Here is a 20,853-nt window from a genome sequence, read left to right as displayed (position 1 = left end):
ATTTAATCAAATTGAGCTTTTTATTCTGTTCCTGATCAATGGGTTTCGTAAGCAGCTAAAGTATTGAACATCAACATAGCCACCGTCATTGGCCCCACACCACCTGGGACGGGTGTTAAAAATCCCGCATTTTGCACCGCACTTGGTGCCACATCACCGGTTAATTTACCGTCTGCACCACGGTTAATTCCTACATCAACGACAATAGCACCAGATTTAATCCATTCGCCGGGAATAAACGCCGGTTTTCCAACGGCGACGACTAAAATATCTGCTTGACGGACATGCTGTTCCAGCTCTTTAGTAAAACGGTGGGTCACCGTCACTGTACAGCCGGCAAGCAATAATTCCAATGCCATTGGGCGCCCCACAATATTAGAGGCACCCACGATTACGGCATGTTGTCCATATAAATCAACGCCGGTGGTTTCTAACAATTTCATCACACCATAAGGCGTACAAGCTCTTAAGGTTGGAATACGTTGACATAACCGCCCCACGTTGTAAGGATGAAAACCGTCCACATCTTTGGTCGGGGAAATACGTTCAATGACCTTAGTGCTGTCGATATGTTTCGGCAATGGGAGCTGTACCAAAATACCATCAATGCTATCATCTTGATTTAATTCATCAATTAATGCTAGTAATGCGGTTTCGCTAGTGTTTTCAGGTAAATCATAAGATTTAGATGCGATCCCTAACTCTGCACAACTTTTGCGTTTACTGCCTACATATACTTGCGAAGCGGGATCGGCGCCCACGAGAATCACCGCCAATCCAGGTGCACGCTTGCCTTTTTCTACATGATAAGCGATTCTCTGCGCCACATCTGATTTTACTTTTTTAGCCAGTTCGGTGCCAGAAATTAATTTTGCCGTCATAATCTTACCTGCATTAGAAATAATAGAAGAAAACGTTTGCTATTTTGTCAGAAAATCACAAAAAAGGCGAATAGATTTGTATTTTGGAATAAATTTAATCAATTAAACAGGAAAAGTGAAAAAATGATTGACGGAAATTTACAGCCTCTTATAATAGTCATCACTTTGTCGGCGAGTAGCGCAGCTTGGTAGCGCAACTGGTTTGGGACCAGTGGGTCGTAGGTTCAAATCCTATCTCGCCGACCACTTCATTTTTTACCACTTAATATCCTCTGCAATGCGCCCTTAGCTCAGCTGGATAGAGCAACGCCCTTCTAAGGCGTGGGTCAAAGGTTCGAATCCTTTAGGGCGTGCCATTACAGGTCTTACCAGTTAAAATTCTTTTTACCATACTCGAAAATCTTATATACTATTTAAATATATAATATAAAGGATCAGTATGTCACCAGTCTTAGGGTTTCATCATATTGCTTTAATCGTTTCCGATTATGCCGTTTCAAAACATTTTTATGTCGATATATTGGGTGCACAAATTATCGCTGAAACCTATCGTACCGAGCGACAAAGCTATAAACTCGATCTCGCTTTTCCAGACGGTAGTCAAATTGAACTATTTTCTTTTCCAGCACCACCACCACGACTTTCTACACCAGAGTCTTGCGGTTTACGTCATTTAGCGTTTAAAGTCGCTGATTTACAAAGTGCGGTGAATTATTTAGCTGATTTTGGTATTGCCTGTGAACCGATTCGTATTGATGAAATCACGCAAAAACGTTTTACTTTTTTCAGAGATCCTGATAATTTACCACTAGAATTTTATGAAACCTAGTCTTCATGTTTTTCTAAACTAGAAAAAGGGGAATATTATTGATGAGATACAATATGTTAACCGTGATGGGGTTGTTGAGTGGGGTTAGTTTTTACACCCTAGCCGACTCAACAATTTCTATCCATATTTCAGAAGATAATACGGTCATTACTGAATCTGATTCTAAAAATGCGCCGACCTATATCACTAAAGGTAGTCTGCAAAAGTTTGACTTAAAAGATCAAAATGATGTCAACGAATTAGCCAAAAGTGTAGAATTTGAAGTCTTTGTTATTAACGAAAACAGTCAAATTCATACTGTATTTGAACATGGTGGCGGCGTATGTTATGGCTATCTAAATAATGGCGTAGAAGTCACTGACTCCGCCACCTATTATCTCAAAGATAAGTCTAAAAATGAGTATTATGCCAATATTTCGGGGGGCATAGTAAATCATGATGGTATGCCGAAAAAAGTGCAATATGCCTCAGTGTTTAATATAAATGACCCCAATATGTCGAAATATTTAAAAGAACAAGATAAACAGCGCGGTCAAAATATTGCTAAAAAAAATCTGCAAGATCGTGTTTCCGTGCTATCTAATGTGGTATGTCCGACCAAAAACAATAAAAAAGGAAAATAAACCATGAAAAAAATTATTTTTATCATTGCTAGCATGGTTCTCGTAGGCTGTACTTCTCACCCACCCGTAGGGCAGCCACAAGCACCCTTAGATATGAAAACAGTACAAGACTATAATCAAAAAGTATATAGCGGAAAGACTGTACCCGCTAATCAAAAAGTCCAACAAGCACCTGTGGATATGCCGTTAAATGCCAGTGACAGTCAACCCAAAAACACCACGACTCGCCGTAGTACGCTGCCTGTGGTGTTAATGCCATCGATTGGCTACCATTATGGCCGTCATCACTGGTAAAACGCTTTTCTAGCTATATAGGCAAAAAGGTTACCGTTTAGCCAAGCCTTGTTTATGTAAAAACGGTAAAATCTCTGGACGAATTGGTTTTGCCAACGTATTCCTCACTTGCTCCGTCCAGTTCAATGCTTTACTGCTCCGCTGTACGTAATAAGCTCGCACTTGCTCGTCATATTCCGCTAGATCCCGTTGACTAGCCGCTTGATAGTGATTTTCTGACAAAATGACATGCGTTGGCAAGCGTGGTCGTTGTAATGGGGTTTGATCAGGATAGTCCAAACATAATCCGACCAAGGGCACCACGCCTGTCGGTAAACCTAAAATATCCGCAACCTGTGCAATACCATTCCGCAAACTGCCAATATACACGCCACCCAAGCCGACACTTTCCGCACAGAGTAATACATTTTGAGCCATAATGCCCACATCTACTGCACCAATTAACAACATTTCCGTCCAATCAGTCTGCGCCTCAGGGACAAGCTGCTGGTGACGGTAGGTATCAATACAGAACACCAAGAACTCAGGGCTTTCTTGCACATACATTTGCCCTGTTTCACTGCCTCCGCCACAAATGGTACGAATTTGTTGGCGTTTAATCGAATCGGTCACTCGAATAATACTCACCGACTGCAAAAAACTTGATGAACTGGCCATTTGTCCAGCCTCAATTAATTGCTCAAATACTTCCGTTGGAATCGCTTGATCGGTAAAACGCCGAATCGAACGGTGATGAAGTGCTGTTGCTAATGCAGATTGACTTTGCATCATCTCTCTCCCTAATATATAAACTAGCTAATACGATACCACATTATTCTTCACTCTCCTCTGCACAGTCATCTTCTTCACAATCTTCCTCTTCAACTTCAGAAGATGATTGTGCTGATTTCACCTCGGATTGCGATTTATCGTCTTTTTTATCTTTAGTCACTATTTTATAAATAATATAGGCACCAACTGCTTTTGTTACGATCCCAGCGTTCGCCATATTACTCACTAACATCGTTAATAATAAAAAAGTAAAAATACGTGAAATCGACTTTATCATGTTTTCCTAATAACGTTTAGTAAACGGTTTTTTCGGTTTGGCCCGACTGGTCGGTGAACTATTACGTTTAATCCGTACCGGTCGAGGTAAATCCTGAATTAATGAGGCAGGGTCGTATTGGCTCACGGGAATACTGTGGCCAATATATTCTTCAATAGCTGGCAGATTCATGGCATATTGTTCACAGGCAAAACTAATTGATACACCACTTTCCCCCGCTCGGCCTGTACGGCCAATACGATGCACATAATCTTCACAATCATCAGGCAGATCATAGTTAAACACATGGGTTACATCGGCAATATGCAAGCCACGAGCAGCAACATCTGTGGCCACTAAAATATCCAAGTCGCCATCCGTAAATTGTTTTAACAAGGATAACCGTTTTTTCTGCGCCACATCCCCAGTCAATAAGGCGACACGATGGCCGTCAGCCGTCAAATAGCCCCAAATATCTTCACATTTATGTTTAGTATTCGCAAATACAATACAACGATCTGGCCATTCTTCTTCTAACAAAGTCAACAATAAAGCCATTTTGTCCTGATTGGACGGATAAAATAATTCTTCTTTAATGCGGTGACCGGTTTTCTGTAAAGGTTCAATTTCCACATATTCTGGATCATTCATGTCTTCAAAAGCCAATTCTCGTACTTTGTATGACAACGTCGCTGAAAATAACATGGTCAACCGTTGTGATGCACTCGGGCATTTACGCAATAAGTAACGAATATCCTTAATAAATCCCAAGTCAAACATGCGATCCGCTTCATCTAACACCACCACTTGAATCGCCTCCAAGTTAATAATGCCTTGTTTGACATAATCAATCACACGCCCTGTCGTGCCAATTAAAATATCCACGCCTTGCTCAATGGCTTTTAATTGCTTATCGTAACCGTCACCGCCATAGGCAAGTGCGGTCTTTAATCCCGTTGTTTTGACTAATAATTCTGCATCATGATCGATTTGCACCGCCAACTCACGAGTCGGTGCCAGAATTAATGCTCGTGGCTGATTTTTCGTTGAGTCCTGCGGTTTTTCTAGCAAATGATGAAAAGTCGCAGTTAAAAACGCCATGGTTTTGCCCGTCCCCGTTTGCGCTTGGCCGGCGACATCTTTGCCCTGCAAAGTAATGGGTAAGGACAATGCCTGAATAGGGGTACAATAGTCAAAACCTTTGCTTTGTAATGCTTGCAATACTTGGGAATTTAACGGTAAATCAGCAAAGCGTTGCTGAGATAAATGGTTTGTTGTCATAATGGCTTTCGTTCTCGTAAAAATTCTCAATAGCATAGCACGATATCCCAAAATCCCCAAAAAAACACCGCATTTTCTTGATTTTTTATCTTGAAAACTAGACAATGCCAAAAATTAGTGTTACCTTAGCGACACCTAATGACAACAATGTCAACTCATAACAATCCATTTATTCAAATCTACAAATTAAACATTATGCATTTAACAGAACTTAAGAATACGCCAGTGTCAACTTTAGTTGAGCTAGGTGAAGGTCAAATGGGCTTAGAAAATTTAGCCCGTTTACGTAAACAAGACATCGTCTTTGCCATCCTCAAACAACATGCCAAAAGTGGCGAAGATATTTTCGGCGGTGGTATTTTAGAAATTCTGCCTGATGGTTTTGGTTTCCTCCGTTCTGCCGACAGTTCCTACCTCGCTGGCCCTGATGATATCTATGTTTCCCCGAGTCAAATTCGTCGTTTCAATCTACAAACTGGTGACAAAGTTGAGGGCAAAATTCGCCCACCTAAAGAGGGAGAACGTTATTTTGCACTTCTCAAAGTCGATCAAGTCAATGATGACAAACCCGAAGTTTCTCGCAGTAAAATCCTCTTTGAAAACCTAACGCCATTACACGCTAACTCTCGTTTACGTATGGAACGAGGAAATGGCTCTACCGAAGACTTAACCGCTCGTATTCTTGATTTAGCCTCACCTATTGGGAAAGGCCAACGTGGTTTAATTGTGGCGCCGCCAAAAGCGGGGAAAACCGTATTATTACAAAATATCGCCCAAAGTATTACTCACAACTACCCAGAATGTGAGCTAATTGTATTGCTGATTGATGAGCGTCCTGAAGAAGTGACCGAAATGCAACGCACCGTACGAGGTGAAGTGATTGCCTCCACCTTTGATGAACCGGCTACCCGTCACGTACAAGTGGCAGAAATGGTAATCGAAAAAGCAAAACGCTCCGTGGAACACAAAAAAGATGTGGTAATTTTATTAGACAGTATCACTCGTTTAGCCCGAGCTTACAACACCGTCACACCGGCCTCTGGTAAAATCCTCTCTGGTGGGGTCGATGCCAACGCTTTACACCGCCCAAAACGTTTCTTCGGGGCAGCTCGTAATGTCGAAGAAGGCGGCAGCTTAACCATTATTGCTACGGCCTTAGTGGATACGGGGTCAAAAATGGATGAAGTAATTTTTGAAGAATTTAAAGGAACGGGGAATATGGAACTTCACCTTTCTCGCAAAATCGCCGAAAGACGTGTGTTCCCAGCCATTGACTTCAACCGTTCTGGTACTCGTAAAGAGGACTTACTCACCACGCCAGATGAACTCCAAAAAATGTGGATCTTGCGTAAAATTCTTAATCCTATGGGTGAAGTGGACGCCATGGAGTTCTTAATTGATAAACTCATGGTAGCCAAAACCAACGAAGAATTTTTTGAGATTATGAAGCGGTCTTAATCGCTACAACGTGCTCATTCTGCTCCACATCGCACCCTCCGTAAATGGAGGGTGTCATTTATAAATAATCGCTTAAGTAGACAACGTAGATATGAAATTACCCCATAAACTGGCTTTTATCAGCGCACTCCTTTTTCTCACCGCCTGTAATGCCGTGCAATATCAACCGTTAGCCACCATTGACCAAGTGGATATGAGCAAAGGCTATCGCATTCAAAAAGTGATGCAAGATAAATTCAATGATCAAACCATTGTAGCGATTATGTTTTCTGGCGGCGGCACAAGAGCGGCGGCTTTTGGTTATGGCGTGCTAGAAGAATTAAATAGTCACCCCATCACCTTAGACGGTAAAAACACAAACTTAATTGAACATGTGGATATGGTATACGGTGTGTCTGGCGGTTCCGTCTTAGCGATTTATTATTCGCTTTACGGCAAAGAAACCATTCCGAATTTTGAGAAAAAATTCTTAAAGCAAAATTTCCAAAAATTAATGGTGAACCAAACCCTGTCTTTTGCCAATATGCCACGTTTATTTTCGCCCGAATTCGGACGGGGCGATTTATTGCAAGAGCAATTTGAAAATACGCTCTTTGGAAATAAAACCTTTGGGGATTTAGCCACCGCACGCAAAGGCCCGTTTGCCGTGATCAGTGCAACGGATATGTCGATTGGTCGACGCTTGGATTTTACCCAAGAACAATTTGATACCATGTGTCTGGATTTAGCGAAATTACCGCTTGCTCGAGCAGTAGCCGCCTCTAGTGCAGTGCCACTGGTATTTTCACCATTGACCTTGAATAATAATGGCGGAAACTGTCATTATCAATTACCAAAAGAATTACAAGCGACCTTAAATGCCGAGCCTGACAGTTTGCAAAATGAATCCCGTCAGCAATATATTCGTCAATTACAACAATACAGTAACAGCCAAGATCGACCGTATATTCATTTATTAGACGGCGGATTAACCGATAATTTAGGGATAAAAAGTTTGCTAGAAACCCAAGAAGTCTCGCCTGAAAGTGCCATTCGTGAACGGTTAAAAAGCAGCAACATTAAACGCATTATTGTAATTAGCGTGAATGCGCAAAATCAGATTAGCACAGAAATTGATAAAAAAGCAGAAATACCGAGCTTTTCCGATCAAGCCACAGCGGTCATTGATGTGCCGATTGAACAAACTTCACAAGCCAGTTTAAACCGTTTTCGAGCTGTGGTGGATGCACGAAATGAGGAATTAGCTAAAGTCAAAGGTAATAAAGCGGGCATCTATTTTATTAGCCTGAATTTACGAGATTTGCCTGATGATCAAGCAGAATTTCGTCAACGTATGCTGAATTTGCCAACCACGTTTTATTTACCGAATGAGGATATTAATGATTTGAAAAAGGCGGCTCGGATTTTACTTAATCAATCCAAGGAATATCAACGTTTGCGTAGAGAAAGCCAATAATAGTTCAATGAACGCCCGCTAATTAAAGTGCGGTGAAAAAATCATGTTTTTTCACCGCACTCTTTCATACTAAAAATCCATAATATCAATCACTTCTCGTATTTTCATTAATGCCATTTTCAAATCGGGTTTAATATTGCGTTCAAAGTGATAACGAACACTGGCTAACATCATTTTGGCAAAAATGGTGCTTTGATAATCCATGAATTCTGGATCCACTTGTTTTTGTTCCAATAGGACGAGCAAAAAGCCTTTCATCATTTGTTGCATATCTGCATAAAGATGTAGTTTCGGTGTGTCGATTTTCCAGAGGGCTAAAATTAATTCTCGTTTGTCCCAAATTTGCGGGATCAGCTGTAAGTAAAATAAATTGAGATTTTTACTCTCTAAACGCTGTTCCATTCTTTCGGCTAAGAGTTGTTTAAATTCGGCGATCATTTTAGCGGCTAAATCCGTTTTACCGGAATAATGACGATAAAACGTACTCCGATTAACCATGGCTTTGTCTAAAATATCTTGAACGGAAATATCGGTAAAGGATTTGTCTTTTAATAAAGTCACAAGGGCTTGTTGAATATAATATTGAGAACGCTGTACACGTAAATCTGCTTGTTCTGTCATGCCAATTACCTTTGTCTTTTTCTGTGTTATGCACACATATTATCAATTTTGTTATCATAACATAACTTTTGTTAAAATATTGTTGATTGTATAAAAAAGAGGATAAGTTATAATTTCCGCAATTTTTTAGACCATAAATGATAGGTAACACGAATGAAAAAAATCCTTATATTAATTATCTTACTTGCCCTTGCTGGCGGTGGTTATTACTATTATCAATCTCAACAATCCAAGGTCGAAGTGTCAAATCTGGCGGCCAGTAATGGGCGTTTGGAATTGAAACGTATCGACTTGCAAAGTTTATATGCGGGTCGGGTGAAAACCGTGGCGGTGGAAGAAGGGCAATATGTGCATGTCAATGACTTGATCGCCGAACTTGCCTCTGAAACCTCAACGAGCCAAGTGGATCAAGCGAAAGCAAACAAACAAAAAGCACAAGAAACCATTGCCCGTGCGCAAGCAGATATTCAAGCTGCGCAACAACAACAAAAAGTAGCACAATTAGAATTAGACAATGCGTTGAAATTGCGTAAAGATGGCTTAGTGTCTGCTTCTGAAGTGGCTCGCCGTCAAGCGGATCGTGATGCAGCGGTGGCAAAAGTGAAATCTGCCACTGCCAGTTTGGCCGAAATTCAACGTAACGTTGAAGTGGCGGAAACCCAAATCGCCCAAGCGACCTCGGTGACTGATGATATGATTATTCGTACGCCTTATGCGGGTGTTATTGAATACCGTTTTGTGGATGAAGGTAATGTGGTTGCTGCGGGTAGCCGTGTGGCAAGTTTACTCGATCCAACGGATGTCTCAATGTATATTTTTGTCCCTGCAACGGATATGGCGAAAATCAAAGTCGGTGATGAGGCTCGTATTGTGTTAGACGGCGTGGAGGCGGTATTCCCTGCGGTGGTGAGCCAAATTGCGACACAATCACAATTTACCCCGAAATCCGTGGAAACCTTAGCGGAACGGACCAAATTTATGTTTAAAATTAAACTTAAAGTCCCTGCCGATGTGGCCACCAAATATCAAGGCTTACTGAAAGGGGGTATGGCCGGTAATGGTTATGTACGTTTAGATAACAGTGATTGGGCAAGTCATTTAGCGGTTAAATTACCACAGGAGTAATTCATGACCGTCGCTGTTTCTATTCAACATCTCACGCACTGCTACGGTGATAATGAAGCGTTAAAAGACGTTTCCTTAGAAATCACCAAGGGGTCAACCGTTGGGCTTGTCGGGCCTGACGGGGTGGGAAAATCTACCTTGCTTTCGATTATTGCAGGGGTAAAAATTATTCAACAAGGTTCAGTGCAAGTACTGGACTGCGATATGGCAAAAACGGCGCCACGAGAAAGTGCGTTACCTCGCATTGCGTTTATGCCACAAGGGTTGGGGAAAAACCTCTATCCAACGCTCACCATTAAAGAAAATATTGAGTTTCATGCGGATCTGTTTGGTTTAAGCAAAAAAGAACTGGGTGAGCGCACCCAACGTTTATTGCAGGCTACGGGATTAGCTCCCTTTGGCGAACGTGCAGCGGGTAAACTTTCTGGCGGTATGAAACAAAAACTCAGTCTTTGCTGTGCGTTAGTGCATAGTCCTGATTTGCTGATTTTAGATGAACCCACCACCGGCGTTGACCCATTATCTCGCCGTCAATTCTGGGCGTTAGTGGATAATCTACGAGCCGAAATGAGCGAAATGACCGTGATCGTCGCCACCGCTTATATTGACGAGGCACAAGGTTTTGAGTATCTGATTGCTATGGACGACGGCAAAATTCTGGAAAACGATAAAACCAACGCCGTACTGGAACGCTACAACACAGATTCCCTTGAAGTAGCCTATGTGAAAATGTTGCCGGAAGATAAACGAGGTAGCGAAAATGGTTTGGTCTTGCCGCCATTTGAATCTGATCCTAATTCACCGTTAGCCATGCAAGCATCGGATTTAACCAAAAAATTTGGGGATTTCACCTCGGTGAACAAGGTGTCTTTTGAAATCGAAAAAGGCGAAATCTTTGGTTTCTTAGGTTCCAATGGCTGTGGCAAATCCACCACAATGAAAATGCTCACTGGTCTGATTGAACCCACTAGTGGCACCGCACAATTATTAGGCGAATCCATTGAGGCTGGCTCAAATGCGATAAAAAAACGAGTCGGCTACATGTCGCAGGCTTTTTCATTGTACGAAGAATTAACCGTCAGAGATAATCTCGAATTACACGCAAAATTATACGAACTTGGTCGTAAAAGCGAAAGTGCGATTAAACAAACTCTCGAATATTTCCAATTAACGGAAATGGCGGACACGCTCCCCTCTGCGTTACCTTTGGGCATTCGTCAACGTTTACAATTAGCCTGTGCCTGTTTGCATAGCCCTGAAGTATTAATTTTAGACGAACCTACATCAGGGGTTGACCCAGCGGCTCGGGATATGTTCTGGGAAATGCTGATTAAACTTTCTCGTGAAGATAAAATCACCATTTTCGTGACCACGCACTTTATGAATGAGGCCATGTATTGTGACCGTTTGTCGCTGATGCACAAAGGCAACGTACTGGCACTTGGCACGCCACAAGAACTGATTGATGAACATCATTCCACTAGTTTGGAAGAAGCCTTTATTCAATATTTGTTAATCGCTGAACCTGACAATACCATTGAAAAGGCAGATACCAATACAAAAAAAGTCGCAACAGAAGCCAAACCAGTGAAAAAACAAAATGCCTTGATGTATTTCTTCCTGATGACATGGGCTTTTGCTGTGCGTGAAGCAAAAGAGCTGGCACGAGACAAAATCCGTTTAATGTTTGCGATTTTTGGCCCGATTGTCTTGCTCATGGCAACAGGTTGGGCAATTTCCTTTGATGTGGGTGAAATGCGTTTTGGGGTGTACGATCAAGATCAAAGCCCAGAAAGCCGAGCATTAATTCAAACCTTTACAGGATCTGGCTATTTTGATTTACAAGCCACCATTCATTCACGTGATGATTTAAACTTAGTGTTAAAACGTGCTGGTGTAGAAGTGGTGGTTGAAATTCCATCTGGCTTTGGGCGTGATTTATTAAATGGTCGTTCGCCAGAAGTAGGATTCTTTATTGATGGCTCATTGCCTGCTAATACTTCTACGGTGCAAGGCTATGTCACCAGTATTATGTCGCAATTTAATGCACAATATGCGACATCCACCAACAGCGGCGGGATCAATATCGTGCCACGCATGATGTATAACCCTGAATCAAAAAGTGTTAACGCCATGGTGCCAAGTTTGATGATGATGATCATGATGATGATCCCTGCCATGATGACGGCTCTCGGTGTGGTGCGTGAGCGTGAAATCGGCTCCATTATGAACCTGTATTCATCACCAGCCAAAGTGATTCAATTCCTACTAGGTAAACAGCTCCCCTATATTTTAATGGGTGGCGTGAACTACATTATTCTAGTGGGTATGGCGATTTTCTGGTTCGGTGTTCCTGTAAAAGGTTCCTTAGCGGTATTAAGTTTAGGTGCCATGATCTTCATTTGGGCATCCACTAGCTTTGGTTTATTAATTTCCAGTTTAATGAAATCACAAGCCGCCGCATTGTTTATTGTGGCGATTGCGACCATGATTCCAACCATGAACTTCTCGGGGATGATGTACCCCGTTTCTAGTATGGCTTGGTGGGCTCAAATTCTGAGTAATTTCTTCCCTGCGTCATGGTTCCAAAGCATCAGTGCAGGCACCTTTACCAAAGGTATTCCATTTGAAGATTTGCATAATAACTTTTTAGTGTTGCTTATTTTCCCTTTGGTTTATCTGATGGTCGCCAGTATTAAATTGAAAAAACAGGAGGCGTAATGCGTGCATTAAAATCTCTCTTTACGCTCACCGTCAAAGAACTGAAAAGTTTATTTAGCGAACCGGCGTTATTAATTGCCATTTTAATGGTGTTTACCGTGATGATTGGGATGTTAGCCAATGCGATTACCTATGATGTAAAATCTGCACCCATTGCGATTATTGATCATGATAAATCGGCGTTAAGCTATCGTTTACAAGATGCCATTAAAGAACCTTATTTCACCAAACCGGTAGAAATGACACGTGATGAGGCCCATCACTTAATGGATAAAAATAAAATTATTTTTGCCTTAGAAATTCCAGAGAATTTTGAGAAAGATTTGTTAATGGGACGTCATCCTGAGCTTTATCTGCAAGTGGATGCCACCATGATGACGCAAGCTGGAGCAGGCTCAACCATGTTAACAGGTTACATTACGCAAGAAATCAGCGAATTTCTGGGAGCGGAATCAAGTAACGCACCGGCTGTTGCGGTGGTTAATTCATTGTATAACCCCAATGCAGAAAGTGTGCGATTTGTTCCGACCATGAAAATTGGCGATATGTTGGCGTTAATGGTGATGGTGTTAGTTGGCTCGGCGGTGATTCGTGAGCGTGAGCGTGGCACCATGGAACACCTTTTAGTGATGCCAGTGAATGCGTCAGAAATTCTGTTAGCGAAAATTCTCGCTAACGGTTTAGTTAACTGGGTAGCGGCCATGATTTCCATGCGATTAGTAGTGAACTGGTATTTAGACGTGCCGATCAACGGTGAGCTATGGTTATATGGCGTGGGGTTAGCACTCTTTCTCTTTGCGATTTCCTCCTTAGGGGTAATGTTAGCCACGATTGCACCCACCATGGCACAATTTAGCTTACTCGTGGTGCCAACTTATATGGTGTTATTACTCTTCTCAGGCTCGGCAGCACCAAGAATCAACATGCCAGTGGTCGCACAAGAAATCAGTAAATATTGGCCAACCACCGTATTCGCTGACTTCTCACAAGATGTCCTCTTCCGTGGGGCAGGTATTGATATTTTATGGACGAAGTTACTCACTGTTTCAGTGGTCGCATTAATTTGTTTAATCTTCGCCCTATTACGCTTTAAGAAAATGTTAGAAAGACAAGGCTAACAAAAAGGAAACACAATGAATAAATTTAAAATTACTCTCGTTGCAGCCGTGTTATTAGGTTTAACCGCTTGCCAACAAACCCAAGTATCCACTGAAAGTGCGGTGAATTTACCGGTAAATTTTAGCCAACAAGGCACCGCTCAAATAGACTTAAGTCAATGGTGGAACAGTTGGAATGATCCGGTATTAAGCAGTTTAATTAATAAAGGATTAGCCCAAAACCTAGACTATAAATTAGCTTTAAGCCGTTTAAATGAAGCCCAAGCAGGAGCTGACTATTCCGAAGCCGATAAAGGCATTAATGTATCTGGGAGTGTCAGTGGTGGCGGTTCTTATAGCGATATGAATATGTATGGCACCGACCGTGAAAGTAAAGGCCTGAATGGTTATGGTGGCTTAAGTGCAAGTTGGGAAGCTGATTTCTTTGGTAAAAAATCCAGCGACAGTGACGCAGCTCGTTTCCAACGTGACGCAGTGCAACAACAAGCCTATTCCGCCAAAATGTTAATTTCTAGCAATATTGCTCAACATTATATCAATGCACGTGCGATTCAACAGCAACAAGTGACGAGCAATCAACAAATTGCAGAATTAAACAAACTGGCTCGCTATGTGAAAGGCCGTTTTAATGCGGGGCAAGCAACCGCTTACGAAGTGAGCGAAATTGAAACCCAAATCACACAAGCTAAAGCACAACAAACTACGCTCAACTCGCAATATACCACGGAAGTGCGAGCTATTGCCGTGTTATTAGGCGAAGTGCCACAAGGTTTTACGCTACCAGATAGCCGTAATATTTTAGCCAATTTACCCAAAGCACCGGTAGGCAGTACGCCAGAAGGTTGGTTAGAACGTCGCCCTGATTTACAAGCTCAACGTTATTCGGTGCAAGCCGCAGCAGCGAAAGTCGCCAGTGCCAAAGCGGATCTCTACCCACGTTTTTCTCTCAGCTTTATGGCGGACGGCGGAAAAATGCAAGCGGATGGTGACACGGTACTGAAAGGCTGGATGTCCATGGTCAGTGTGGGCATTAATGTACCACTTTTCACCAATGGACGTATTCAAGCCAATATTGATAAAGCAGATGCTGCACTGCAATCTGCTTTATTAGAATACGACAGAACCTTATTAAATGGTTTAGCCGAAGTGGATAATGCCTATCATCAACAATATACCCAAGCTCGCCAAAGCCAATTATTTGCTCAATCTTTAACGCAAGCCAATAAACAAGCTAATGATGCGGTGAAATTGTTCCAAAATGGTAATAAAACCTTAGATAGTACGATTAATGCACGTATTAATGCGATCAATGTACAAAATCAGTTGATTCAATCACAACGCCAACAAGCATTGAGTTTGGTGAGTTTGTATAAGGCACTTGGGGGCGGTTGGTAATACGCCATTCCTGTCAAAACAATAGTGCGGTGAAAAATGTTTTATTTTCCCACCGCACTTTTTTCTAACAAAACGCAAACGTTTGCTGTATAATGCGTGCCTATTTTTTAGTTAAGGAACCATTATGAATAACAACCTACTTTATACCGTAGAAGATAAACCGCCTTTTGGGTTAAGTTTATTATTAGCGGCACAACATTTACTCGCTGCGCTCGGCGGTATTATTGCCGTACCATTAGTGATTGGTAACGTATTAAAATTACCTACTCCCGACACCATTATTTTAGTCAACGCTGCCTTGTTAGTATCGGGGATCGTGACGATCATTCAATGCCGTGGGTTGGGGCCGATTGGGATTCGATTACCTAGCGTAATGGGAACCAGCTTTACATTTGTGTCAGCCGCCCTTGCCGTAGGTTTTAGTGAACATGGGGTGGCAGGTATTCTCGGATCGTCCTTAGTCGGTGCCTTAGTGATGATTATCGGCAGTTTCTTTATGCCGAGTATTCGCAAATTATTCCCACCGGTGGTTACTGGAACTGTCGTGATGATGATCGGATTAAGTTTGATTTCTGTGGCGGTGGACTGGTTTGCTGGTGGTCAACGCTCTGATGCCAATTATGCTGCCCCTGAAAATCTGATGATGGCGACGTTTGTACTCGTTATTGTAGTAGCGTTAGTGCAATGGGGAACCGGCATTTTCTCTGCGGCTGCGATTGTGATCGGTATGATGACCGGTTATATCCTTTGCCTTGCCCTTGGGTGGATTGACTTCACTGGCGTAAAAGAGGCACAAGCCTTTGCGTTGCCACAACCTTTACATTTTGGCTTATCTTTCCCGATTACCGGCATTATCGGTATGGCGATTGCTTATTTAGTCACTATCGTAGAAAGTAGCGGTAACTTCCTCGCCTTAGGCAATGCCACACAAACGGAAATCACGGGCAAACATTTACGTGGCGGTATTCTGTGTGATGGTTTGGGTTCTGCCTTGGCGGCCGTGATGTCGACCACGCCATTTTCTTCTTTCTCACAAAATATCGGCGTAATCACCTTGACAGGCGTAGCAAGTCGTTATGTTGTTGCACTGACGGGCGGTTTATTGGTATTAGCGGGCTTATTCCCTGTGTTTGGGGCGTTAATCGTTTCTATTCCCTTGCCCGTGTTAGGTGGGGCGGGCTTAATGATGTTCGCTATGATTATTGCGGCCGGTATTCAAATGTTGGACAACATTGAACGTAGCAAACGCAACGGTTTAATTATTGCGATTTCTATCGGTTGCGGATTAGCGGTTACCACACGTCCAGAATTATTGGATAAATTGCCAACGTTCTTCAAAGAAATTTTTGGTTCAGGCATTACCGTCGGCTCCTTGCTTGCCTTGATCTTAAATTTAATCTTACCAGAAGATAAACCGACTAAAACGAAAGCTCACGCATAATAAGCGATAAAAAATGCCCCATCTTCCTGAATGTGAAGTATGGGGCAAATTTTCAAGGATTATTTGATTAATTTTCCCACTAAATCAATCACTTCTTTTACATGTTCCACCGATAATTTGCCCTCTGCCACAAATTGGACTTTACCGGTTTTATCTAACACAATCACCGCACTGTCTTTTTCACGTAATTGCCACGCATTTTTCACCGCACTTTGTTGATCCAAAATCACCTGACTGTGGGCATTTTCCTTTTTACCTTTTTCTGCGCTGTTTTTAACAAAAATTCCCGTGCCAATCACGGCGTCATCCGCATTAATAATGCTGGTGGTTTGATATTTGTTACGGTCAAATCCCGCTTGTTTAATGGCTTGAATTAATGCCTCATTTTTTTCTTTGGCTGCGGTTCTGCCGGCAAAATGCTGTACCACTCGAACTTTGCCGACTAACTGGGCAGAATGCCAACCTTGATATTGAACCTTGTCACCGTTGAGATTTATCTCACCGTCTTTTTGTACGCTAACTGCCGGTAATGGGCTGTTTACTTGAATATTATGCGCCAATAACACATTCGAAAATAACGCTGTGGATAATGCAATAATCAGTTGTTTTGTTTTCATACTCACCTCTTAATTAAATGTTGCGCTCTATTCTACTGAAAAGTGAGTATAAAAGAAATCCGAGCATAAAAGAAATTCGCACAAGGGCGAATTTTGGATAAATCGCCGATTCTCTGCTATACTGGCGCTCAATTTTATACGTAAGGAAAAGAAAATGGATCAAATGCCGACTTGCCCCAAATGTCAGGGTGACTATGTTTATCACGATAGCGTGAATTTTGTTTGCCCTGACTGTGCTTATGAATGGTCAGGTGAAGAAATAAGCGAAGAAAACCAACAAAAAGTGTGGAAAGACAGCAATGGTAATCTATTACAAGATGGCGATGACGTCATTTTAATTAAAGATCTTAAAGTAAAGGGGTCATCTATTGTGTTGAAAAAAGGCACCAAAGCGAAGAATATTCGCTTAGTCGACAGCGATCATGATGTGGATTGTAAAATTGAGGGCCAACCTTTTTCATTAAAATCGGTATTTCTGAAAAAGGCTTAACCCTTTTCTCAAGCATAAAGTGCGGTGCAAATTCAATCAAATTATTGAATAAAATCACCGCACTTTTTATGCGCACTATTCAGCAGAATCACCGATTAAGATACTGTCTAACGCAATCTCAATCATCTCATTAAAGGTGAATTGACGTTCTTCTGAACTGGTTTGTTCGCCTGTCCGAATATGATCGGAAACCGTACAAATACATAAGGCTTTCGCCCCGTATTCCGCCGCCACGGCGTAAATGCCAGCGGCCTCCATTTCAACCCCAAGAATGCCATATTTTTCCATCACATCAAACATTTCCACATCCGGTGTATAGAAAAGATCCGCAGAGAATAAATTCCCAACTCGAACCTTAACGCCTTTGTTTTTCGCCGCTTGTACGGCAGCTTGTGTCATCTCAAAATCCGCAATGGCGGCAAAATCGTTATCTTTAAAACGAATACGATTGACTTTGCTATCAGTACAAGCCCCCAATCCAATCACCACATCACGGACTTTCACATCCTGACGGACCGCACCGCAAGAACCGACACGAATAATTTTTTTCACGCCATATTCGGTAATCAGTTCTTTACTGTAAATTGAGCAAGAGGGAATCCCCATGCCATGTCCCATCACGGAAATTCGGCGGCCCTTGTAAGTCCCCGTATAACCAAGCATATTACGAACATTGGTTACTTCTTGAACGTTTTCTAAAAATGTTTCTGCAATGTATTTAGCCCGAAGTGGATCACCTGGCATTAATACGGCATCTGCAAATGCGCCTGCTGGTGCGTTAATATGTGGAGTCATAATGTTTTCCTCTCTGTTTAATCAATTAAAGGATCGATTTACCGTAATCCATCGGCGATAAATCAAAATATTGTGCTACGGTTTGTGCGATATCCGCAAAGGTTTCTCGTTGACCAAGAAAGGCTTTGGGTATGCTTGAACCATACAGTAACACGGGAATATGTTCACGGGTATGAATGGACTCTTGCCATGTTGGATCACAACCATGATCGGTGGTCAGAATTAATAGATCCTCGTTGTTGACTAATTCCAATAATTCCGGCAAACGGCGATCAAAATATTCTAAGCCTATGGCGTAATCTGTGACATCTCGGTGATAACCTACTGTGGCATCAAAATTCACAAAATTGGCAAAAACGAGGGTGTTTTCCCCCGCACTTCGCATTTCTTGCAAGGTTTTATCAAATAATTCTTCTAGCCCCGTCGCTTTGACTTTTTTGCTAATCCCCGTATGTGCATAAATATCCGCCACATTGCCCACAGCAACCACAATCCCTTGTTTTTCTTCAATGAGTTTTTGTAACAGGGTTTTGGCCGGTGGCTCTACGGTGAAATCTCGACGATTCGTGGTGCGTTGGAATTCTCCTGTTTTTTCCCCCACAAAAGGACGTGCAATCACTCGCCCAATATTGTCGAGTGCTAATTCTTCTCGCACAATTTGGCAAAGTTCATACAGTTTCTCTAAGCCATAATGTTGTTCGTGGCAAGCAATTTGAAACACGGATTCTTCCGAGGTATAAAAAATCGGATAACCCGTTTTGATATGCTCCTCGCCAAAGGTATCTAAAATTGTCGTACTGGTGCCGTGGCAATTTCCTAAATACCCCGCCAAGCCCGCTTTTTGTACAATGCGCTCAAGCAAATCCTCAGGAAAACTCTGTTCTGCTTGCGGAAAAACATTCCACTTCAAAAAGACGGGGACTCCCGCTATTTCCCAATGCCCTGAAATCGTATCTTTACTGGATGAAATTTGCTGTGCAAAGGCATAACCACCGATTAATTCGGGTGCGGCTTGAAAGCCGTCAGGTAACACGCCACAAGATTTTTCGGCGGCAAGCCCCAAGCCGAGGGTTTCCAAATGAGGTAATTTCAAGCGCCCTTGACGAATGGATAAATCCGTACTGTTTGCTTGATTGGCCGCACAATATTGTGCAATATGCCCCAATGTATTGGCCCCTTGATCGCCAAATTTATCCGCATCCCTTGCACTGCCAATGCCGAGCGAATCAAGCATGATGATGAATACACGTTTCATCCTTTTCTTTCCTTATTTCCGTTCACGCAAACGTTTAACAGGGTTAAAAATAACAACACCACAGACAATGCTGTGGTGTACTCCTTAAATCGGTCATTCATTATACCGTGGTTTAGGCTAAAGCAACACCGCTTAAACCAATAAATAAGCCCGCAATAGTGGCGCTCATTAAGTTTGATAATGTTCCTGCAACCAACGCTTTCAAGCCTAAACGAGCAATATCACCACGACGATTTGGCGCCATGGCACCTAAGCCACCGATCAGAATCGCAATCGAACCAAAGTTCGCAAAACCACACAAGGCAAAGGTGATGATCGCTTTCGTTTTGTCCGCTAATTGCACCGCACTTTCTGGGCTTAAATATTTGGCAAAATCTGAATAGCCGACAAATTCGTTAATCGCTAATTTTGTACCAATCATTTGGCCTGCAACACCTGCGTCTTCCCAAGGCACCCCGATCAACCAAGCTAATGGTTTGAAAATCCAAGCAAAAATCACGCCAAGAGACAATTCATCATAGCCAAACCAGCCACCGACACCGCCTAAAATACCATTAATCAAGGCAATTAAAGCGATAAAGGCCACTAACATTGCGCCCACATTTAACGCCAGTTGTAAACCAGAAGAGGCGCCACCTGCTGCGGCGTCTAAAATATTAGAGGGTTTTTCTAATTCAACATGTTCAATACTGTCATCAAATTTTTCGGTTTGTGGATATAACATTTTAGCGAATAATAAACCCGCCGGTGCGGCCATAAAGGAGGCGGCAATCAGATAAGGTAATGGCACGCCCATGCTTGAATAACCGGCTAACATAGAGCCTGAAATTGACGCCAAACCACCACACATAATGGCGAAAAGTTCGGAGTTGGTCATTTTGCTGATGTAAGGTCTCACCAGTAAGGGTGCCTCGGTTTGTCCAACGAAAATATTCCCCGCCGCAGACATGGACTCCGCTTTGGAGGTGCCTAATAATTTTTGCAAGCCACCGCCGATAATTTTAATCACCCATTGCATGACACCGATATAATACAGCACGGAAATCAAGGCGGAGAAGAAAATAATACTTGGGAGAACACGCACGGCAAAAATAAAGCCATCACCGCCCATCACTTCAAAAATTTTATTACTGGCTAAACCGCCAAAAACAAATTCAATCCCCTGAAAGCCATAACCAATCACTTTTTGCACGCCATTGGATAACCAGAGCAAGGCATCTCGTCCCGCAGGCACATAAAGAATCAGTGCGCCAAAAATGATTTGGATAAGTAACGCCCCGAACACGGTTCTGAAATTAATGGCTTTACGATTGTTTGAACATAAGAATGCGATACCCAATAATACCACAATCCCTAAGATACTAATTAATGACCCCATGATGTATTTCTCCTGAAAGTAAAAATTGCCCCATTCTAACCGCTTTTA

The 20,853-nt window shown here is 42.3% G+C and carries 20 protein-coding genes and 2 tRNA genes; 13 read left to right on the top strand and 9 right to left on the bottom strand.

Going from position 1 to position 20,853, the window contains the following annotated elements; translation table 11 throughout:
* Positions 1 to 35: 35 nt before the first annotated feature.
* Positions 36 to 881 carry a bifunctional methylenetetrahydrofolate dehydrogenase/methenyltetrahydrofolate cyclohydrolase FolD gene (gene folD, locus ACTG7L_RS01225; protein WP_439287157.1) on the bottom strand — a complete coding sequence of 282 codons (846 nt, stop codon included), beginning with the start codon at positions 879 to 881 and terminating at the stop codon, positions 36 to 38.
* Between the two features lie 169 nt (positions 882 to 1,050).
* Between folD and ACTG7L_RS01220 the strand changes: the two genes are divergently transcribed.
* The 5 genes from ACTG7L_RS01220 to ACTG7L_RS01200 all read left to right on the top strand — a co-directional run bounded on the left by ACTG7L_RS01220 (position 1,051) and on the right by ACTG7L_RS01200 (position 2,627).
* A tRNA-Pro gene (locus ACTG7L_RS01220) sits at positions 1,051 to 1,127 on the top strand.
* 33 nt (positions 1,128 to 1,160) lie between these two features.
* Positions 1,161 to 1,237: transfer RNA gene (locus tag ACTG7L_RS01215), tRNA-Arg, on the top strand.
* 83 nt (positions 1,238 to 1,320) lie between these two features.
* Positions 1,321 to 1,710 carry an SMU1112c/YaeR family gloxylase I-like metalloprotein gene (gloA2, locus tag ACTG7L_RS01210; RefSeq protein WP_439287156.1) on the top strand — a complete coding sequence of 130 codons (390 nt, stop codon included), beginning with the start codon at positions 1,321 to 1,323 and terminating at the stop codon, positions 1,708 to 1,710.
* Between the two features lie 41 nt (positions 1,711 to 1,751).
* A complete protein-coding gene (locus tag ACTG7L_RS01205) occupies positions 1,752 to 2,333 on the top strand; it encodes a hypothetical protein (RefSeq protein ID WP_439287155.1) in 582 nt (193 codons plus the stop codon).
* 3 nt (positions 2,334 to 2,336) lie between these two features.
* Positions 2,337 to 2,627 carry a hypothetical protein gene (locus ACTG7L_RS01200; RefSeq protein WP_439287154.1) on the top strand — a complete coding sequence of 97 codons (291 nt, stop codon included), beginning with the start codon at positions 2,337 to 2,339 and terminating at the stop codon, positions 2,625 to 2,627.
* 30 nt (positions 2,628 to 2,657) lie between these two features.
* Here ACTG7L_RS01200 and nfsA read toward each other — a convergent pair whose 3' ends face one another.
* Genes nfsA through rhlB form a run of 3 tightly spaced genes read right to left on the bottom strand, consistent with a single transcriptional unit; the run spans position 2,658 to position 4,935 of the window.
* Positions 2,658 to 3,395 carry an oxygen-insensitive NADPH nitroreductase gene (gene nfsA, locus ACTG7L_RS01195; RefSeq protein WP_439287171.1) on the bottom strand — a complete coding sequence of 246 codons (738 nt, stop codon included), beginning with the start codon at positions 3,393 to 3,395 and terminating at the stop codon, positions 2,658 to 2,660.
* A 43-nt stretch (positions 3,396 to 3,438) separates the two neighbouring features.
* Complete coding sequence (locus ACTG7L_RS01190; RefSeq protein ID WP_439287153.1) at positions 3,439 to 3,675, bottom strand: hypothetical protein; 237 nt, start codon at positions 3,673 to 3,675, stop codon at positions 3,439 to 3,441.
* Between the two features lie 6 nt (positions 3,676 to 3,681).
* The gene (rhlB, locus tag ACTG7L_RS01185) at positions 3,682 to 4,935 is read right to left on the bottom strand and encodes an ATP-dependent RNA helicase RhlB (protein WP_439287152.1); all 1,254 of its coding nucleotides are present in this window, start codon (positions 4,933 to 4,935) and stop codon (positions 3,682 to 3,684) included.
* Between the two features lie 195 nt (positions 4,936 to 5,130).
* Between rhlB and rho the strand changes: the two genes are divergently transcribed.
* Together rho and ACTG7L_RS01175 are read left to right on the top strand one after the other, a co-directional pair.
* The gene (gene rho / locus ACTG7L_RS01180; protein ID WP_386687441.1) at positions 5,131 to 6,393 is read left to right on the top strand and encodes a transcription termination factor Rho; all 1,263 of its coding nucleotides are present in this window, start codon (positions 5,131 to 5,133) and stop codon (positions 6,391 to 6,393) included.
* Positions 6,394 to 6,484: 91 nt separating this feature from the next.
* Positions 6,485 to 7,849, top strand: a complete 1,365-nt coding sequence (locus tag ACTG7L_RS01175) for a patatin-like phospholipase family protein (protein WP_439287151.1) — start codon at positions 6,485 to 6,487, stop codon at positions 7,847 to 7,849.
* A 69-nt stretch (positions 7,850 to 7,918) separates the two neighbouring features.
* Here ACTG7L_RS01175 and ACTG7L_RS01170 read toward each other — a convergent pair whose 3' ends face one another.
* On the bottom strand, positions 7,919 to 8,470 hold the full coding sequence (locus ACTG7L_RS01170) for a TetR/AcrR family transcriptional regulator (RefSeq protein ID WP_439287150.1): 552 nt from the start codon (positions 8,468 to 8,470) through the stop codon (positions 7,919 to 7,921).
* 153 nt (positions 8,471 to 8,623) lie between these two features.
* On the opposite strand from ACTG7L_RS01170, the gene ACTG7L_RS01165 reads away from it, so the two are divergent.
* The 5 genes from ACTG7L_RS01165 (at position 8,624) to ACTG7L_RS01145 (ending at position 16,270) form a co-directional block, all read left to right on the top strand.
* Positions 8,624 to 9,595, top strand: a complete 972-nt coding sequence (locus ACTG7L_RS01165) for an HlyD family secretion protein (protein ID WP_439242907.1) — start codon at positions 8,624 to 8,626, stop codon at positions 9,593 to 9,595.
* Positions 9,596 to 9,598: 3 nt separating this feature from the next.
* Complete coding sequence (rbbA, locus tag ACTG7L_RS01160; protein ID WP_439287149.1) at positions 9,599 to 12,316, top strand: ribosome-associated ATPase/putative transporter RbbA; 2,718 nt, start codon at positions 9,599 to 9,601, stop codon at positions 12,314 to 12,316.
* A complete protein-coding gene (locus ACTG7L_RS01155; protein ID WP_439287148.1) occupies positions 12,316 to 13,434 on the top strand; it encodes an ABC transporter permease in 1,119 nt (372 codons plus the stop codon). The genes rbbA and ACTG7L_RS01155 overlap by 1 nt, the downstream gene beginning before the upstream one ends.
* A 15-nt stretch (positions 13,435 to 13,449) precedes the next feature.
* The gene (locus ACTG7L_RS01150) at positions 13,450 to 14,829 is read left to right on the top strand and encodes an efflux transporter outer membrane subunit (protein ID WP_439287147.1); all 1,380 of its coding nucleotides are present in this window, start codon (positions 13,450 to 13,452) and stop codon (positions 14,827 to 14,829) included.
* Positions 14,830 to 14,953: 124 nt separating this feature from the next.
* Positions 14,954 to 16,270, top strand: a complete 1,317-nt coding sequence (locus tag ACTG7L_RS01145) for a nucleobase:cation symporter-2 family protein (RefSeq protein ID WP_439287146.1) — start codon at positions 14,954 to 14,956, stop codon at positions 16,268 to 16,270.
* 59 nt (positions 16,271 to 16,329) lie between these two features.
* Here ACTG7L_RS01145 and ACTG7L_RS01140 read toward each other — a convergent pair whose 3' ends face one another.
* Positions 16,330 to 16,887, bottom strand: a complete 558-nt coding sequence (locus ACTG7L_RS01140) for a YtfJ family protein (protein ID WP_439287145.1) — start codon at positions 16,885 to 16,887, stop codon at positions 16,330 to 16,332.
* Positions 16,888 to 17,041: 154 nt separating this feature from the next.
* On the opposite strand from ACTG7L_RS01140, the gene ACTG7L_RS01135 reads away from it, so the two are divergent.
* On the top strand, positions 17,042 to 17,377 hold the full coding sequence (locus ACTG7L_RS01135) for a zinc ribbon domain-containing protein YjdM (protein WP_439287144.1): 336 nt from the start codon (positions 17,042 to 17,044) through the stop codon (positions 17,375 to 17,377).
* A 75-nt stretch (positions 17,378 to 17,452) separates the two neighbouring features.
* Here the strand turns inward: ACTG7L_RS01135 and deoD are convergent, their stop codons facing one another.
* The 3 genes from deoD to ACTG7L_RS01120 form a co-directional block, all read right to left on the bottom strand.
* Positions 17,453 to 18,172 carry a purine-nucleoside phosphorylase gene (gene deoD / locus ACTG7L_RS01130; RefSeq protein WP_439241268.1) on the bottom strand — a complete coding sequence of 240 codons (720 nt, stop codon included), beginning with the start codon at positions 18,170 to 18,172 and terminating at the stop codon, positions 17,453 to 17,455.
* 25 nt (positions 18,173 to 18,197) lie between these two features.
* Positions 18,198 to 19,427: a phosphopentomutase gene (locus ACTG7L_RS01125; protein ID WP_439287143.1), complete on the bottom strand. Its 1,230-nt coding sequence runs from the start codon at positions 19,425 to 19,427 to the stop codon at positions 18,198 to 18,200.
* 112 nt (positions 19,428 to 19,539) lie between these two features.
* Positions 19,540 to 20,805 carry a NupC/NupG family nucleoside CNT transporter gene (locus ACTG7L_RS01120; protein WP_439241273.1) on the bottom strand — a complete coding sequence of 422 codons (1,266 nt, stop codon included), beginning with the start codon at positions 20,803 to 20,805 and terminating at the stop codon, positions 19,540 to 19,542.
* Between the last annotated feature and the right edge of the window lie 48 nt (positions 20,806 to 20,853).

It is taken from the genome of Lonepinella sp. BR2357 (genome assembly GCF_051851525.1).
Classification (GTDB): domain Bacteria; phylum Pseudomonadota; class Gammaproteobacteria; order Enterobacterales; family Pasteurellaceae; genus Lonepinella.
The sequence above is the reverse complement of the archived record's forward strand: the minus strand, read 5'-3'. Positions and strand labels throughout refer to the sequence as shown.

Excerpts from the sequence above, each read along its gene's own strand:
- ACTG7L_RS01150 (WP_439287147.1), top strand. The coding sequence starts at position 13,450 with ATGAATAAATTTAAAATTACTCTCGTTGCAGCCGTGTTATTAGGTTTA.
- gloA2 (WP_439287156.1), top strand. The coding sequence starts at position 1,321 with ATGTCACCAGTCTTAGGGTTTCATCATATTGCTTTAATCGTTTCCGAT.
- ACTG7L_RS01135 (WP_439287144.1), top strand. The coding sequence starts at position 17,042 with ATGGATCAAATGCCGACTTGCCCCAAATGTCAGGGTGACTATGTTTAT.
- ACTG7L_RS01165 (WP_439242907.1), top strand. The coding sequence starts at position 8,624 with ATGAAAAAAATCCTTATATTAATTATCTTACTTGCCCTTGCTGGCGGT.
- ACTG7L_RS01175 (WP_439287151.1), top strand. The coding sequence starts at position 6,485 with ATGAAATTACCCCATAAACTGGCTTTTATCAGCGCACTCCTTTTTCTC.
- rho (WP_386687441.1), top strand. The coding sequence starts at position 5,131 with ATGCATTTAACAGAACTTAAGAATACGCCAGTGTCAACTTTAGTTGAG.
- ACTG7L_RS01190 (WP_439287153.1), bottom strand. The coding sequence starts at position 3,675 with ATGATAAAGTCGATTTCACGTATTTTTACTTTTTTATTATTAACGATG.
- ACTG7L_RS01125 (WP_439287143.1), bottom strand. The coding sequence starts at position 19,427 with ATGAAACGTGTATTCATCATCATGCTTGATTCGCTCGGCATTGGCAGT.
- ACTG7L_RS01155 (WP_439287148.1), top strand. The coding sequence starts at position 12,316 with ATGCGTGCATTAAAATCTCTCTTTACGCTCACCGTCAAAGAACTGAAA.
- ACTG7L_RS01120 (WP_439241273.1), bottom strand. The coding sequence starts at position 20,805 with ATGGGGTCATTAATTAGTATCTTAGGGATTGTGGTATTATTGGGTATC.
- ACTG7L_RS01205 (WP_439287155.1), top strand. The coding sequence starts at position 1,752 with ATGAGATACAATATGTTAACCGTGATGGGGTTGTTGAGTGGGGTTAGT.
- rbbA (WP_439287149.1), top strand. The coding sequence starts at position 9,599 with ATGACCGTCGCTGTTTCTATTCAACATCTCACGCACTGCTACGGTGAT.
- rhlB (WP_439287152.1), bottom strand. The coding sequence starts at position 4,935 with ATGACAACAAACCATTTATCTCAGCAACGCTTTGCTGATTTACCGTTA.
- ACTG7L_RS01140 (WP_439287145.1), bottom strand. The coding sequence starts at position 16,887 with ATGAAAACAAAACAACTGATTATTGCATTATCCACAGCGTTATTTTCG.
- ACTG7L_RS01170 (WP_439287150.1), bottom strand. The coding sequence starts at position 8,470 with ATGACAGAACAAGCAGATTTACGTGTACAGCGTTCTCAATATTATATT.
- deoD (WP_439241268.1), bottom strand. The coding sequence starts at position 18,172 with ATGACTCCACATATTAACGCACCAGCAGGCGCATTTGCAGATGCCGTA.
- ACTG7L_RS01200 (WP_439287154.1), top strand. The coding sequence starts at position 2,337 with ATGAAAAAAATTATTTTTATCATTGCTAGCATGGTTCTCGTAGGCTGT.
- nfsA (WP_439287171.1), bottom strand. The coding sequence starts at position 3,395 with ATGCAAAGTCAATCTGCATTAGCAACAGCACTTCATCACCGTTCGATT.
- folD (WP_439287157.1), bottom strand. The coding sequence starts at position 881 with ATGACGGCAAAATTAATTTCTGGCACCGAACTGGCTAAAAAAGTAAAA.
- ACTG7L_RS01145 (WP_439287146.1), top strand. The coding sequence starts at position 14,954 with ATGAATAACAACCTACTTTATACCGTAGAAGATAAACCGCCTTTTGGG.